Below are 14,149 nucleotides of genomic sequence, written 5' to 3'. Positions count from 1 at the left end.
GGGCACCGCCTCACGCGCGCCCCCGCCCATGCATCCATGCGCCCCGTGTGCCGGATCGATACGCCGTGACCGCACCCGTCACGCCCGTAACCCCGGGTGTTGGCCGTAGTTGTGCTGAGCGTGGAAGAGCCCATCGCAGTCGAAGAGCCCGTCGGAGTCATGGAAGCCGCGAAGGTGCCCCGACAGCGGGGCGAGCAACCGCTCGACGCAGCAGTGCGGTACGCGGATGAGCGGCACTGGGACGTGTGCCCGGGCACCTGGCTGGAGGCGGTGGAGGGAGCCGAGCAATGCTCCTGCGGCGACACCGGCTGCGCCGCGCCCGGCGCCCATCCCACCGGCCCGGACTGGGCCGGCCAGGCGACCGGAAGCGGCGCCGCGGCCCGCCGGATGTGGTCCAGGCACCCGAAGGCGTCGATCCTGCTGCCCACCGGGCGCGCCTTCGACGCGATCGACGTACCGGAGTCCGCCGGTTTCCTGGCGCTGGCCCGGATGGAGCGGATGGGCCTGTCCCTCGGCCCCGTCACCTGCAGCCCCGACCGCCGGATGTTCTTCTTCGTGCTGCCGGGCGCGGCGGCCAAGTCGGACGACCTCGTGCGGAAGTTGGGCTGGCGGGCCGCCGCCATCGATCTGGTCGGCCGCGGCGACGGCCACTACGTGACGGGTCCGCCGACCCGGGTCGGCGGTCTCGGAGCGGTGCAGTGGGCCCGCCGCCCCACCCCCGCCAACCGCTGGCTGCCGGACGCGGAGGAACTCATCAGCCCGCTCGCCTACGCCTGCGCCAGGGAAGCGGCCGACGCACGAACACGCCGTCAGCAGAGCCCCCTTTCGTAGGGTGGTCCCGGAAACGGGGCCACCGAAAGGCAGTGCATCATGCAGGACGGAACAGGGACCGACAGAGCGACGCGGGCGGGTGAGGCGGGCGGACCGGCCATGCCGCCGCCCGCCGTTCGCGTACAGGGGCTGTGGAAGCGGTTCGGGGAACAGACCGCGGTGGCCGGGATCGATCTGGAACTGCCCGCGGGCAAGTTCATCGGTCTGGTCGGACCCAACGGCGCGGGCAAGACCACCACGCTGTCGATGGTCACCGGACTGCTCCGCCCCGACCAGGGGGTCGTCGAGGTCGCCGGCCACGACGTGTGGCGCGACCCGGTCGAGGTGAAGAGCCGGATCGGTGTGCTCCCGGAGGGGCTGCGGCTCTTCGAGCGCCTCTCGGGGCGCGAACTCCTCGCGTACACCCACAGGTTGCGCGGGCTGCCGGGCGCCGAGGTCGACAAGCGGGCCACCCAGCTCCTCGATGTGCTCGACCTCGCGGGCGCCCAGCACAAGCTGGTCGTCGACTACTCGACCGGCATGCGGAAGAAGATCGGGCTCGCGGCGGCGCTGCTGCACAACCCCGAAGTGCTGTTCCTGGACGAGCCGTTCGAGGGCGTCGACCCGGTCTCCGCACAGACCATCCGCGAGGTTCTCGAGCGATACACCCGCTCGGGGGCGACTGTCATCTTCTCCAGCCATGTGATGGAGCTCGTCGAGTCCCTATGCGACTGGGTGGCCGTCATGGCGGCCGGCACGATCCGGGCCCAGGGCACCCTGGCCCAGGTGCGCGGCGACGCGTCCTCGCTGCAGAACGCCTTCCTCGAGCTCGTCGGCGCGGGCTCCCGCACCACCGACGACTCCCTGGACTGGCTGGGCGGCCGACGATGAGCGTGTTCGACGCCCCCCTGGGGGCCGCCCCCGGACCGGTCGGCACCGCCGGCGGCGAGGGGCTCGTCGGCGTCTTCGTACGGCTGAAGCTGACCCTGCTGCGCAACGGGCTGCGGCAGTCGGCTGGCCGGCGGGCCGCGTACGTCACCTCCGCCGTCCTCACCCTGCTGTTCGCCGCGGGCCAGCTGATCGGGCTGATCGCGTTGCGCGGGCACGCCCACACCGACTCCCTCGTCGTCCTGCTGGCGGGGGTGGTGGCGGTCGGCTGGGCCGTGATGCCGCTGTTCTTCCCCAGCGGCGACGAGACCCTCGACCCGAGCCGGCTGGTGATGCTGCCGCTGCGGCCGCGCCCGTTGGTGGCCGCGCTGCTGACGGCCTCACTGGTCGGGATCGGTCCGCTGTTCACGCTCTGCCTGACGGCCGGATCGGTGTTCGCGGTGGCGCACGGGGCGGCGGCCGCGGCGTTCGCCGTGGTGGCCGCCCCGCTCACACTGCTGCTGTGCGTGGCGCTGGCACGGGCCGTAGCCACGGCCAACACCCGGCTGCTGACCTCACGCAAGGGCCGCGATCTCGCGGTGCTCAGCGGGCTGGTGATCGCGGTGGGCTTCCAGGTCGTCAACTTCGGTGCGCAGCGGCTCGGCCAGGCGGGCGGGCTCGCCGCGCTCGACCCGGCCGCGGACGTGGTGCGCTGGCTGCCGCCCGCCTCGGCGGTCGGCGCGGTGGACTCGGCGTCGCGGGGCTCGTACGGAGAGGCCTTCGTACAGCTGCTGCTGTCCGTCGTGGCGCTGATCGCGCTGCTGTGGCTGTGGCAGCGGAGCCTGGTGAAGCTGATGACGGCCCCGGACGGTTCGACCCTGGCCGCCGCCGGGCCGGGCCGCGAGAAGGCCGGCAAGGGCGGCTCCGGGCTCGCCGCGCTGCTGCCCCAGGGGCGCACCGGGACGGTGATGGAGCGCAGTCTGCGGTACATCGCGCGCGATCCGAAGACCAAGGCCGCCTGGACCACGGCGCTGGCGATCGGGCTGATCGTGCCGATACTCAACGCGCTCCAGGGCACCGGCTCGATCTACTTCGCCTGCTTCGCCGCCTGGATGCTCGGCATCCAGATGTACAACCAGTTCGGGCAGGACACCTCCGCGTTCTGGATGGTGTCGCTGACGATCTCCTCCACCCGGGACGCCTACCTGGAACTGCGGGCGCGGGCCCTGGCGTTGCTGCTGATCACGTTGCCCTACACGATCGTGGTGACGGTGGTGACCGCGGCGGTGCTCGGCGACTGGGGCGACCTGCCGGAGGCCATGGGCCTGTCGTTCGCCCTGCTGGGCGGGATGCTGGCGACGGGCGCGGTGGCGTCGGCGAACTTCCCGTACTCGATCCCGCAGGACGGGGCGTTCAAGAACGTGGCGCCCGGGCAGGCCGGGCTCGCCTGGATCTCGATCTTCGGCGGCATGGTCGCGGCGGGGCTGCTCTGCGCGCCCCTGATCGCGGTGACGATCTGGCTCCATGTCGCCGATCTGGAGCAGTGGCTGTGGCTGCTGCTGCCCGTGGGGGCCGTGTACGGGGCGCTGATCTCCTGGGCGGGGCTGCGGCTCGCCGCTCCCCGCACGGCGAACCGGCTCCCGGAGATCCTGGCGGCGGTCAGCAAGGGCTGAGGTCACCCGACAGGCTCCGAGGGCGGCCGCCGCAGGACCTGTCCGCGTTGCTGCTCTACGACGGGACGGGCTCGCGGTCGTCCTGGGGGTCCTCGGCGAACTGCTCCAGGAAGGGTTCGACCGCCGCGCGCCAGCCCTCGGGCTGGTCGTAGTGGACGAGATGGCCGGCGTCGGCCACCTCCGCGTACTGCCCGCGCGGCAGTACGCGGACCATCTCCTGGGCCTCCGCCCGGCCCAGCTCGCCGTCGAGGCCGCGGAGCACCAGGGTCGGGCAGCGGACCTGCGCCAGCTCCTCCCAGTGCGCGTCGAACACCCAGGTCGCGCGGGACTGGAGCATCTGGCGGCGGGAGAAGACGGGGCGCCAGCCGTCGGCCCGCTCGGCCATCACCTCGGCGAAGAACTCGCCGCGGGCCGGGTTGGGCCGCTCCACCCAGGGGTCGTCCTCGCCGAACCACTTCCGTACGTCGGAGAGCGTCGCGAACGGCACCGGCCAGGTCTTGAACCAGTCCTCCCACTCGCGCTGCGAGGCCGCGCCGAGGGCGGAGGCCCGCATGTCGCAGATGACCAGGGCCCGGACGAGATCGGGGCGCTTCGCGGCGAGCTGCCAGGCCGTCAGCGCGCCCATCGAATGTCCGACGAGGACGACGGGGGCGAGGCCGAGCTGTTCGATCGCGGCCTCGGCGTCGGCGACGTACGCATCACGGGTGTACGGGCCTTCGGCCGGCTTGTCGCTGCGGCCGTGCCCGCGCTGGTCGAGACCGACGGCCCGGTGCCGCTCGGCGAGCCAGCGGGCGGTCGAGGCCCAGTGCGCGGCCCGGCCCATCAGACCGTGGAGCAATAAGACCCCGCAGGCGCGCTCGCCCTCCGCGCGCCCCTTGGGCGGGTCGGCGAACTCCCAGGCCGCTAGGCGTACGCCGTCGGTCCCGGTCACATCGATGCGCCGCACCATATGTCCTGGCACCCCCTTCTGGTCCTCGATCACCGCTTGAGCACTGCCCGATCACCGTGTGGTCGCGTCACGCCAGACTATCGAACTCGTATTCGAAAACCGGCTCCGCCACTCAACACCGCTCGTTCGAGTGACCACCTCCAAGGATTGATGGCGGCGGTGCAGGGGAGACCTTCTCCGGGAGGCGGGCCACTCGGGGATGAGGGCCCGTGGGGATTGACCTTGAGAGCTCGGGGCTCCAGGTCAAAGCAGGGGAGGACCGGCCCCGGCGCCGCGAGGCGCCGGGGCCTTCTGCTTTCGGGGGAGCCGCCGGCGACGGTGCGCATCGGCGGGCGGCGGCACCGGTTCCGCGGGCGGCGGTGCGCGATTCGCGGGTACTTCTGCGGGCGCCGGCGCGCGATTCGCGGGCGGCCGGGACCGTGGCAGCCACCTTCCGGTGCACGCGCCGGACATGCCGGACACGCCAGTACGACGGGCGCATGCGCCTGCTCCCTCCCCGACCGCGCGACCAGTTGGCCGACACTCTCAGGTATGCCTCAGCCACAGCCTGGCACGCGATCCGTCCCCGCGCTGCAATTCCGGGCGGAAAAAGGGAGAGCGGACGTCACGCTTCAACGCCCCGGCGGCGCCCCGACAACGGCATCCGGCCAACTGGCACCCCGGCGGCATCATCCGCGGCCAGGACGGGCGCCCCCTCAGCGGCATCCACCCCAGGGGCGCCCACCCAGCGGTACTGCTCGGCAGCGAGGCGCTCGGTCAGCGCTTGCCCACGAACACATGCGAGGCGACCTCGGCGTCCAGCTCCGCCGCCTCACCGCTGCTGCCGACCAGCACGCCACCGGGCGACTCGGTCACGCTGACCACGGAGCCGGGCTGCACACCCGCACGCCGCAGCGTGTACATCAGCTGGGCGTCCGTCTGGATCGGCTCACCGATCCGGCGCACGACCACCGTCTTGCCGTCGGCGCCCGGGTCGAGCTCCGACAGGCTCACCATGCCCTCGTCGAGGAAGGGATCGGCCTCGGCCTTCTCGCCCAGCTCCTCCAGGCCCGGGATCGGATTCCCGTACGGCGACTCCGTCGGATGGCGCAGCAGCTCCAGCACCCGCCGCTCCACGGCCTCGCTCATCACATGCTCCCAGCGGCATGCCTCGGCGTGGACCTGCTCCCACTCCAGACCGATCACATCGACGAGCAGGCACTCGGCGAGCCGGTGCTTGCGCATCACACGCGTCGCGAGGCGGCGCCCCTCGTCGGTCAGCTCCAAGTGCCGGTCGCCCGCGACCTGCACCAGCCCGTCACGCTCCATACGCGCCACCGTCTGGCTGACCGTCGGACCGCTCTGGTCCAGCCGTTCCGCAATCCGGGCGCGCATGGGGACCACGCCTTCCTCTTCGAGTTCGAGGATGGTGCGGAGGTACATCTCCGTGGTGTCGATCAGTCCGGACATTCGTGCCCCTCGATGCTGTGACAGGAAAACGTCGTAAGCGCTGCGCGCTGGCCCTGACCCAATTCTGACGCATACCACCGACAACCGTGCCGCGCCCGGCGAACACCGTGCAGCGGAGCCGCCGGGGCGGTATTGACAGGTCACTGGTCCGGACCGCAACGTGATCCGCGGCACGGACACCCGTGAACACTCTCTCTCCCGCCGGAAAGGGCCTCCTCGATGAGCGACAGCAAGCTGGCCGGCCAGTTCTTCGACGCAGCGATCGGCCTGCTGGAGCGGGTACGCGACGAGGAGTCCGGCAACATCGCGGCCGCCGGTGCCGCGATCGCCGACACCGTCGCGGCGGGCGGCAGGCTCTTCGCCTTCGGCGCCGGGCACTCCTCGCTCGCCGCGCAGGACGTCGTCTACCGGGCGGGCGGCCTCGCCCTGATGAACCTGCTGGCCGTACCGGGGGCGGTCGGCGTCGATGTCATGCCCGCGACCCTCGGCTCCGCGCTGGAACGGGTCGACGGACTGGCGGGCGCCGTGCTGGACTCCAGCCCCGCCACGGCCGGCGACGTCCTCGTGATCATCTCGCTCTCCGGACGCAACGCGCTCCCGGTGGAGATGGCACTGAACGCGCGGGCGCTCGGCCTGAAGGTCATCGGCGTGACATCGGTGGCGTACGCGGACGGCACCCGGTCCCGGCACGGCTCGGGCGGCTTCCTGCGGGACCACTGCGACATCGTGCTCGACAGCAAGATCGCCATCGGCGACGCGGAGCTGACCCTCGACGGGATCGAGGCACCGTTCGCCCCCGCGTCGACAGTGGTCACCAGCGCGCTGATGCAGGCCATGATGGCCGCCGCGGCGGAACAGCTCGTGGAGCGGGGCGTGGAGCCGCCGTTGCTGCGGTCGGGGAACGTCGACGGCGGCCACGAGTGGAACGGGCGCGTCATGACGGAGTACCAGGACCGCATCTTCTACCGGCAGTGAGATGACCGGAGCCACCGGGTGACGGGCCGCAGGGCGCACCGTCACCTCGTCGGCGCCAGCACCTGCGCCAGGTCCACCGCCGCCGCCACCCGCACCGCCACGCTCTCCGCGTACGCCGCGTCGGGACGCTCGAAGGCCGCGCGGTGGGCCGAGCGCAGGAACGTCACCACACCCAGCGTGCGCCCCCTGCTCCGCAGCACCGCGCACAGCGCGTGCACGGAGTCGCCCGGCCACTGCCGCTCGGCCGCCCACACCCCGGCCCCGGGCCCGGCCCCCGCACTGGCCCGCACCGAACCCGTCCGGTCCACCGCCTGGAGGGCCGGGTGCCCCGCCACGTACCGCAACGGAATGGAACCGCCCGCCACCGGCAGGCACGGGCCGGGCTCACCGGACGGGGTCGCCGCCACCCGCACCAGCCGCTCCCCCGCCACCAGATCGACCAGCGCATGGTCGGCGAAGCCCGCGAGCGCGTAGTCCAGATAGGACGTCGCCGCCTCCATCGGGTCCTCGCACTCGGACGCCGACCGCGAGGCCCGGTGCAGTTGGTTCGACCTAAACCTCATCCGGTCCGCCTCCTGTGCCGCCAGCTTCTCGGCCGTCACGTCCTGGAACAGCCAGCCGACCCCCAGCGGGACCGGCTCCTCGGCCAGCGGCGACGCCAGCTGCAGAAAACCACTGCGCCAGCAACGCCGCCGCTCCCCCTCCGCCGTCCGCAGCGTCACCCACAACTCGGCGGGCGCCGGTGGTGCGCCCTCGGCGAGCACATGCTGCAACGCGCCCTCCAGATCCTCGACGCCCTGCACGATCAGCTCCCCCAGCGGGCGCCCCAGCAGCGTCGTACGGCCGCCGCCCAGCGCCCGCGCCGCGTGCGCGTTGACGACCGTCGGCCGCAGATCCGCGTCGACGAGCACCACACCCCAGGACGCGTCCTCGAACAGCGCCTCGCTCAGCGCGATCGACCGCTCCAGATCGATCTGCGCATGCACCTCGCTGAACGCGCAGTACACCCCGGCCGGTCCGCCGTCCGCGCCCCGGACCCCGGCCGACTGGGTCCGCACCAGCACCCGCCCGCCGTCCTTGCGCAGCAGCGCGAACTCATGGACCCGGCGGCCCGGCCCGTCCATGGCCGCCATCAGCCGCCCCTGCACCTCACCCGCGTCCGCCCGCCGCACCGCCCACCCGGCGAACCCGGACCGCCCCACGGCCTCCTCGGCGGACCAGCCCAGGATCCGCTCGGCCTCGCGGTTCCAGTGGGTGATCGTGCCGTTCGCGTCGAACGCGCAGAGCGCGGTGTCCATCCCGTCGAGCAACGCGGCAAGCAACGCGGCCCCGGGCCCCGCCTTCGGTCCCTCGTCGGGTCCGAGCGCCTCGGTCGTTCCACTGCTTGTGGACGCACTCATCCCGTACCCCCCGCAGGACGCATCCGGCATTTCCGCACGTCAGACCATTGAACGCGAAGGTGACCCAGCACATACCGACTTCCCGGAAATCAACCGGCACATTAATTCGCTTGTGCGGTGCCAGGGACGTTCCTAGGCTGCTGCCAGCGAAGAAAGGAGGTGTTCCGGAAGTGATTTCTTCTCGGACTCGTGAGGTGGCTGCGGGCTGACGCCCGTTGTCGCGCTCTTTGCAGTGCAGGCCGGTCGTCGGCCAATCCCAAGCAGTCACCGACCCGCAGGCTCGCCGGTAAGTCCGGCCGGCTCCTCCGCAAGGAGGGACCAGAGCCTGCGGGTCTCTGCATGCCCGCAGGGGGCTGCCCCGAAAGGATTCGCTACGGGCACAGGCGCTCGACGCGCCACTGCTCGCCCTCGCGTACGTACCTCAGCCGGTCGTGCAGCCGGTTCTCGTGGCCCTGCCAGAACTCGATCGTGTCGGGGACGACGCGGAAACCGCCCCAGTTCGGGGGCGCGGGGACCTGTTCGCCCTCGGGGTAGCGGGCCGCGAGCTCCTCGTAGCGGGCGAGCAGCTCGTCGCGGGAGCCGATCACCGTCGACTGGGGGCTCGCCCAGGCGCCGAGCTGGGAGCCGTGCGGGCGGGTGCGGAAGTAGGCGGCCGTCTCGTCGCGGCCGGTCCGGTCCGCCCGGCCGGTGACGATGACCTGGCGGGCCATCGGGTGCCAGGGGAAGAGCAGCGAGACGTACGGGTTGGCGGTCAGTTCGCGGCCCTTGCGGGACTCGTAGTTGGTGAAGAAGACGAAGCCGCGCTCGTCGTACTTCTTCAGCAGCACGGTGCGCGAGGACGGCCGGCCCTTGGGGGTGGCGGTGGAGACCACCATGGCGTTGGGCTCATGGAGCAGCCCGCCGACGGCGACCTGCCGGAACCAGTGGGCGAACTGCTGCATCGGGTCGGCGGCCAGCGTGTCCTCGGTGAAGCGCTCGGAGCGGTACTGCTCGCGCATCGCGGCCGGATCGGTGGTGGAATCGGAGGGGGAATCTGCGGTGGGCACGGGGTCATCCTGCCGCAGCGGCAGGCCAGGCCCGGCAAGGAGGGTGTCGGAGGGGCGGGGCCGGTTCGGGGTGCTGTGCCGGATGTCACGCTTCCCCGCGCCCCGGGTGACCCGCCAGTATCTGAGGCAGGCCACTGTGGCCTGCGCAGAGCCGTCGACCGAGGGAGCCGCCATGTCCGACTTCGTACCGGGACTAGAGGGAGTCGTCGCGTTCGAGACGGAGATCGCCGAACCGGACAAGGAAGGCGGTGCGCTCCGTTACCGGGGTGTCGACATCGAGGATCTCGTCGGCCATGTGTCGTTCGGCAACGTCTGGGGTCTGCTGGTCGACGGGGCGTTCAACCCCGGTCTGCCGCCGGCCGAGCCGTTCCCGATCCCGGTGCACTCGGGGGACATCCGGGTCGATGTGCAGTCCGCGCTGGCGATGCTCGCCCCGGTGTGGGGTCTGAAGCCGCTGCTCGACATCGACGAGGAGACCGCGCGCAACGATCTGGCGCGGGCCGCCGTGATGGCGCTGTCGTACGTCGCCCAGTCGGCGCGCGGGCAGGGGCTGCCGATGGTCCCGCAGAGCGAGATCGACAAGGCGCAGTCGGTGGTCGAGCGGTTCATGATCCGCTGGCGGGGCGAGCCGGACCCCAAGCATGTGAAGGCCGTCGACGCGTACTGGACGTCGGCCGCCGAGCACGGCATGAACGCCTCGACGTTCACCGCCCGCGTCATCGCGTCGACCGGCGCCGATGTGGCGGCGGCGCTGTCGGGTGCGGTGGGTGCGATGTCGGGGCCGCTGCACGGTGGTGCGCCGTCCCGGGTGCTCGGCATGATCGAGGAGATCGAGCGGACCGGCGATGCCACCGCGTACGTGAAGAAGGCCCTGGACAAGGGCGAGCGGCTGATGGGCTTCGGCCACCGGGTCTACCGGGCGGAGGACCCGCGGGCGCGGGTCCTGCGGCGTACGGCCAAGGAGTTGGGCGCGCCGCGCTTCGAGGTGGCGCAGGCGCTGGAGAAGGCCGCACTGGAGGAGCTGCACGCGCGGCGCCCGGACCGGGTGCTGGCGACGAACGTGGAATTCTGGGCGGCGATCATGCTGGACTTCGCGGAGGTTCCGGCGCACATGTTCACGTCGATGTTCACCTGTGCCCGTACGGCGGGCTGGTCGGCGCACATCCTGGAGCAGAAGCGGACGGGGCGGCTGGTGCGGCCTTCGGCGACGTACATCGGACCGGGCACGCGGAGTCCGCGGGGGATCCCGGGGTACGAGCAGCTGGCGGATCTGGGGAACTGAGGCCCGGGTCCGGACGGACGGGAGACGCCGCGGCACCCCCGTCCGTGCCGTGTTCGGCGAGGCAGGCCGCAGGAGCCACGCCCTCCGAGCCGTGCCGCGCCCGTCACGCACCTGTGCCGCACCCCTCGCGCGCACCCTGTACCGCACCCGCCGCGCGCCCTGTGCCGTGCCTGTGCCGTGCCTGTGGCGAGTCTGTGTCATTCCCGCCTCAGTCTGGGATGGCGTCGTGGCGCGCCTCGTTGACGCACCGCCGTCGTCGTGCCGCGCCGGCGCGTCCGGTCACATGGCCGGGCGCTTCGCCCAGTTGAACGTTCCGGCTGCCGTATGGGCAGCCCTCACTGCCAGTTAGGCCAAAATGACACACAAGGGACGTATCGCCTCCGCAGTTGCCCTCACCACCCTGACGCTCGGGCTCACGGCCTGCAACGACGGCGAGGACGCGGCATCGGCGCAGGACTCGCCGTCGGCCTCCGCCCCGGCGTCGTCCGACCCGGGCAGCAAGAGCCCGTCCGCGGACCCCAGCGACGACGCTGCCGCTCCGGCCGGTGGTGACGTCGCCGCACCGGGCACGAAGTTCAAGATCGGTGACCGAGCGGTCCTGCCGTTCAAGTACGGGACCGACAAGAAGGGCACCGTCGCCGTGACCGTCACGGCAATCGAGAAGGGCGCCGAGGCCGACATGGCCGCATTCGGTGGCAAGGCGAAGGGCATGACGCCCTACTACATCCGGATGAAGGTGGAGAACGTCGGCGGTACCGACCTGTCGTACGCGTCGCTGAGGCTGCGCGGCAAGCTGGAAGGCGGCGGCCCCACAGGCGTCATTCTGGTCGGCGACCTCCCGGGCAAGTGCGACAGCGAGACGGCACCCCGCGACTTCACCACCAAGGGCGCGTCGTACGAGACCTGCTCGCTCAGCGCCACGAAGACCGATCCCATCGCGGTTGCCTCGTTCGAGGAGGGTGACGCGTACCGCGACAGCCCGGTCCTCTGGACCAGCTGATCAGCCGTTCCCGTGTCCGCGGGCCGGGCATCCCGTCCCTGACGGCACGCCCGGCCCGCGGCCCACGCTCTACAGCTTCCCGGCGAGGAGCACGGTGCGGTGGCCGCCCAGTCTGCGGCCGATCTCCCGGGTGAAGTCGGACGTGAGCTCCGCCCAGCCCCAGAACGTGAACCCGAGGTGCCCGCACGCGTAGTAGTCGTCCTCCCAGCTCCACCGGTCGATCCCGGACGGCCGGGCGCAGGACGGGCAGTGCACGATCCCTTCGCCACCGTCCTCGGCCCAGTCCTGGAACCGCCCCTTGAAGGGACCCCAGGCGGACTCGATGGGCTCCCACACCTCGTCGACCAGCCGGATCTCGGTCCGGCAGAGCGGGCAGGTGGCCGCGCCCGCGTCTCCCTGGCCACTGTCGAAGACCGTACGGCCGGTCTGGACGTGAAACCCGTTGGTCCACAGGTCGACCGGGTCCGGGTCATCGACGGCCTTGGTGAAGTGCGGGCCGGGGGCGTGACCGTATCCGTCACCGCCCAGGACGCAGTCGGTGCGCTCGGCCGCCACGATCCCGTCCGCGATCAGCCAGTCCAGGACCCGGGCCCCGAGCTCCTGTGCGTCCCGCTCGGTGGCGTCGAGGTCGACGATCGTCTGGAAGTAGTCCCCCACGATTCCCCCGGTTCCTCAGCGGCCCACGTGTGCGGTGAAAGCGGCCCAGGCGGCGGGCGGGAGCGCGAGGGCCGGGCCCTCGGGGTTCTTGGAGTCGCGGACGTGTACGGCGACGGGGTGCGCGGCGACCTCGACGCAGGCGCCGCCCTCGTCACCGCTGTAGCTGGACGTGAACCACTCAAGTGCGTTGCTCATTGCTCTCCCAGCAGACGGTCCAACAGGCCCAAGGTGTCTTCGGGGCTGAGGGCCTGGGCTCGCAGCATCGCATACACATGCTGCTGAATTTCCGGGTAGCCAATCATCGTTCGATCCGCGAGGAGCAAGAACTCCAGCTCCACCCCGCCTACGACGCGGACCGCCCGCTGGGTACGGACTGGGCCGCAGTCCCTGTGGTCGGCCTCTTCGGCGCCAACGCCACCGCTTCGAGGTGTGGCTGCTGCTGCACCTCACCGATCACCGCAGGTACGCGCGCTCCTACAACCAGCTCGTTCCGATCCTGGACAAGCACACACCGGGCGGCCACTCCAAGACGGAACTCGTCTTCCGGCACTACGAAAGCGGCTGGCTCCGGAGGGCAAGGAGCGGGAAGTGAATCCCGCCACCGGCATGTGGAAACCAGCGCTCGCCATCGGTGGTCCGGCGTAGCGGAAGCCCTCACCCCAGCGCGTCCTCCACCAGCGCAGCCCACTGCGCCACGACCCTGCGCCGCCGGGCCGTGTCGTCCGTGAGGACGTTGGCGAGGCCCAGGCCGCGGGCCATGTCGAGGAGGCCCTGGACCGTTTCCCGTACGCCGGGGTGGGTCTCGTCGGCGTGCAGGAGGCCGACCGCGATGCGGTGGGTCTCGCGGCCTACGCGGGCTTCGAGTTCGGTGACGCGGGGGCGGAGCTGTTCCTCGTTGGAGGCGGCGACCCAGAGCTGGAGTGCGGCACGGAAGAGCGGGCCGGTGTAGAGGTCGACGAGGGCGGCGACGACGGCGGCCCGGTCCTGGTCGGGGACGGCGCGCAGGGCGGCGGAGCGTTCCTCGGCGACGTATTCGACGGCTGCGGTGAACAGGTCCTCGCGGGTGGGGAAGTGGTGCTGGGCGGCGCCCCGTGAGACGCCCGCGCGTTCGGCGACGACGGAGACGGTGGAGCCCGCCCAGCCGTGTTCGGCGAGGCAGGCGACGGCGGCTTCGAGGAGTCCGCGGCGGGTGGCCCGGCTGCGGTCCTGCTTGGGGGTCCGGTCGGTGGGGGGCGTCACAACACCCATGCGGGGTCCCGTCGTTCGAGGAAGGCCGTCATTCCCTCCCGTGCCTCGGCGGAGGCGAAGAGGGCCGCCGAGCGGGCGATGAGGTCTTCGGCATGCTGGTCGAAACTCTTCAGCACAGTAGCCGTGACCAGCTCCTTCGATGCCGCCAGCCCCTGTGGTGACGCCTTGCGCAGTCCGTCCAGGACGGGTACGAGTGCCTTGTCCACTTCCTCGGCGGCGAGCGTGATCAGGCCGATGCGGGCGGCTTCGGTGGCGTCGAAGCGTTCGCCGGTGAGGTAGTAGCGGGCGGCGGCGCGCGGGTCCGTGCGGGGCAGCAGCGGCATGGAGATGACTGCGGGGGCGAGGCCGAGCCGGGATTCGGTGAGGGCGAACGAGGCTTCGGGACCGGCCACGGAGATGTCGCAGGCGCCGAGCAGGCCGAGGCCGCCCGCCCGGACGTGGCCGGTGACCCGGGCGACGACGGGCTTGGGCAGGGCGACGATCTGCCGCATCAGCGCGACGAAGGCCGCCGGGTCGGGCGGTCCGGTCAGGTCCGCGCCCGCGCAGAACGTGTTGCCGGTGTGGGTGAGGACGACGGCCCGTACGGTGTCGTCGGCCGCGCACGCGTCCAGGGCGGCGGAGACCTCGCCGACCAGGGCCGCGGAGAGTGCGTTGCGGTTGGCGGGCGAGTCGAGGGTGAGCGTGGTGATGCCCCGGTCGTGGGTGGGGCCGGCGAGCGCCGTCATGGGTCGGTCGTCTCCTTCTGGTGGATCCTCGGCTCGTGGGTGCTCGGCTCGTGGATCCTCGGCTCGTG

The 14,149-nt window shown here is 71.9% G+C and carries 16 protein-coding genes; 7 read left to right on the top strand and 9 right to left on the bottom strand.

The features are described 5' to 3' along the window. Window positions 1–159: 159 nt before the first annotated feature. From OG978_RS23275 to OG978_RS23265, 3 genes are all read left to right on the top strand, one after another. A complete protein-coding gene (locus tag OG978_RS23275; RefSeq protein ID WP_326770131.1) occupies window positions 160–831 on the top strand; it encodes a bifunctional DNA primase/polymerase in 672 nt (223 codons plus the stop codon). 99 nt (window positions 832–930) lie between these two features. Then, window positions 931–1,701, top strand: coding sequence for an ABC transporter ATP-binding protein (locus OG978_RS23270; protein ID WP_326770130.1), 771 nt, complete (start codon window positions 931–933; stop codon window positions 1,699–1,701). After that, window positions 1,698–3,350 (top strand): transporter, encoded by a 1,653-nt coding sequence (locus tag OG978_RS23265; protein WP_326767069.1) that lies wholly within the window; start codon window positions 1,698–1,700, stop codon window positions 3,348–3,350. The genes OG978_RS23270 and OG978_RS23265 overlap by 4 nt, the downstream gene beginning before the upstream one ends. Before the next feature lie 55 nt (window positions 3,351–3,405). On the opposite strand, the gene OG978_RS23260 is transcribed toward OG978_RS23265, so the two are convergent. Then, window positions 3,406–4,299, bottom strand: a complete 894-nt coding sequence (locus OG978_RS23260) for an alpha/beta fold hydrolase (protein WP_326770129.1) — start codon at window positions 4,297–4,299, stop codon at window positions 3,406–3,408. A 756-nt stretch (window positions 4,300–5,055) separates the two neighbouring features. Next, on the bottom strand, window positions 5,056–5,748 hold the full coding sequence (locus OG978_RS23255) for a metal-dependent transcriptional regulator (protein WP_326767068.1): 693 nt from the start codon (window positions 5,746–5,748) through the stop codon (window positions 5,056–5,058). Between the two features lie 219 nt (window positions 5,749–5,967). Between OG978_RS23255 and OG978_RS23250 the strand changes: the two genes are divergently transcribed. Beyond that, window positions 5,968–6,723: an SIS domain-containing protein gene (locus OG978_RS23250; protein ID WP_326767067.1), complete on the top strand. Its 756-nt coding sequence runs from the start codon at window positions 5,968–5,970 to the stop codon at window positions 6,721–6,723. Between the two features lie 41 nt (window positions 6,724–6,764). Here OG978_RS23250 and OG978_RS23245 read toward each other — a convergent pair whose 3' ends face one another. Together OG978_RS23245 and pdxH are read right to left on the bottom strand one after the other, a co-directional pair. Continuing rightward, the gene (locus OG978_RS23245; RefSeq protein ID WP_326767066.1) at window positions 6,765–8,123 is read right to left on the bottom strand and encodes a PAS domain-containing protein; all 1,359 of its coding nucleotides are present in this window, start codon (window positions 8,121–8,123) and stop codon (window positions 6,765–6,767) included. Window positions 8,124–8,494: 371 nt separating this feature from the next. Then, a complete protein-coding gene (pdxH, locus tag OG978_RS23240; protein ID WP_326770128.1) occupies window positions 8,495–9,121 on the bottom strand; it encodes a pyridoxamine 5'-phosphate oxidase in 627 nt (208 codons plus the stop codon). A 220-nt stretch (window positions 9,122–9,341) separates the two neighbouring features. Here pdxH and OG978_RS23235 point away from each other — a divergent pair, with 220 nt between their 5' ends. After that, the gene (locus tag OG978_RS23235; RefSeq protein WP_326767065.1) at window positions 9,342–10,451 is read left to right on the top strand and encodes a citrate synthase 2; all 1,110 of its coding nucleotides are present in this window, start codon (window positions 9,342–9,344) and stop codon (window positions 10,449–10,451) included. 355 nt (window positions 10,452–10,806) lie between these two features. Next, on the top strand, window positions 10,807–11,451 hold the full coding sequence (locus OG978_RS23230) for a hypothetical protein (RefSeq protein WP_326767064.1): 645 nt from the start codon (window positions 10,807–10,809) through the stop codon (window positions 11,449–11,451). A gap of 69 nt (window positions 11,452–11,520) precedes the next feature. On the opposite strand, the gene OG978_RS23225 is transcribed toward OG978_RS23230, so the two are convergent. Genes OG978_RS23225 through OG978_RS23215 form a run of 3 tightly spaced genes read right to left on the bottom strand, consistent with a single transcriptional unit; the run spans window position 11,521 to window position 12,446 of the window. After that, window positions 11,521–12,108 (bottom strand): hypothetical protein, encoded by a 588-nt coding sequence (locus tag OG978_RS23225; RefSeq protein WP_326767063.1) that lies wholly within the window; start codon window positions 12,106–12,108, stop codon window positions 11,521–11,523. A gap of 15 nt (window positions 12,109–12,123) precedes the next feature. Continuing rightward, complete coding sequence (locus tag OG978_RS23220; RefSeq protein WP_326767062.1) at window positions 12,124–12,303, bottom strand: DUF397 domain-containing protein; 180 nt, start codon at window positions 12,301–12,303, stop codon at window positions 12,124–12,126. After that, complete coding sequence (locus tag OG978_RS23215) at window positions 12,300–12,446, bottom strand: hypothetical protein (RefSeq protein WP_326767061.1); 147 nt, start codon at window positions 12,444–12,446, stop codon at window positions 12,300–12,302. Before OG978_RS23215 ends, OG978_RS23220 begins: the two co-directional genes overlap by 4 nt. Window positions 12,447–12,535: 89 nt before the next feature. Here OG978_RS23215 and OG978_RS23210 point away from each other — a divergent pair, with 89 nt between their 5' ends. Continuing rightward, on the top strand, window positions 12,536–12,700 hold the full coding sequence (locus OG978_RS23210) for a hypothetical protein (protein WP_326767060.1): 165 nt from the start codon (window positions 12,536–12,538) through the stop codon (window positions 12,698–12,700). Between the two features lie 62 nt (window positions 12,701–12,762). Here OG978_RS23210 and OG978_RS23205 read toward each other — a convergent pair whose 3' ends face one another. Together OG978_RS23205 and OG978_RS23200 are read right to left on the bottom strand one after the other, a co-directional pair. Continuing rightward, on the bottom strand, window positions 12,763–13,356 hold the full coding sequence (locus OG978_RS23205) for a TetR/AcrR family transcriptional regulator (RefSeq protein ID WP_326767059.1): 594 nt from the start codon (window positions 13,354–13,356) through the stop codon (window positions 12,763–12,765). Then, on the bottom strand, window positions 13,344–14,081 hold the full coding sequence (locus tag OG978_RS23200; protein ID WP_326767058.1) for an enoyl-CoA hydratase family protein: 738 nt from the start codon (window positions 14,079–14,081) through the stop codon (window positions 13,344–13,346). Before OG978_RS23200 ends, OG978_RS23205 begins: the two co-directional genes overlap by 13 nt. Between the last annotated feature and the right edge of the window lie 68 nt (window positions 14,082–14,149).

Source organism: Streptomyces sp. NBC_01591, assembly GCF_035918155.1.
GTDB lineage: Bacteria > Actinomycetota > Actinomycetes > Streptomycetales > Streptomycetaceae > Streptomyces.
The sequence above is the reverse complement of the archived record's forward strand: the minus strand, read 5'-3'. Positions and strand labels throughout refer to the sequence as shown.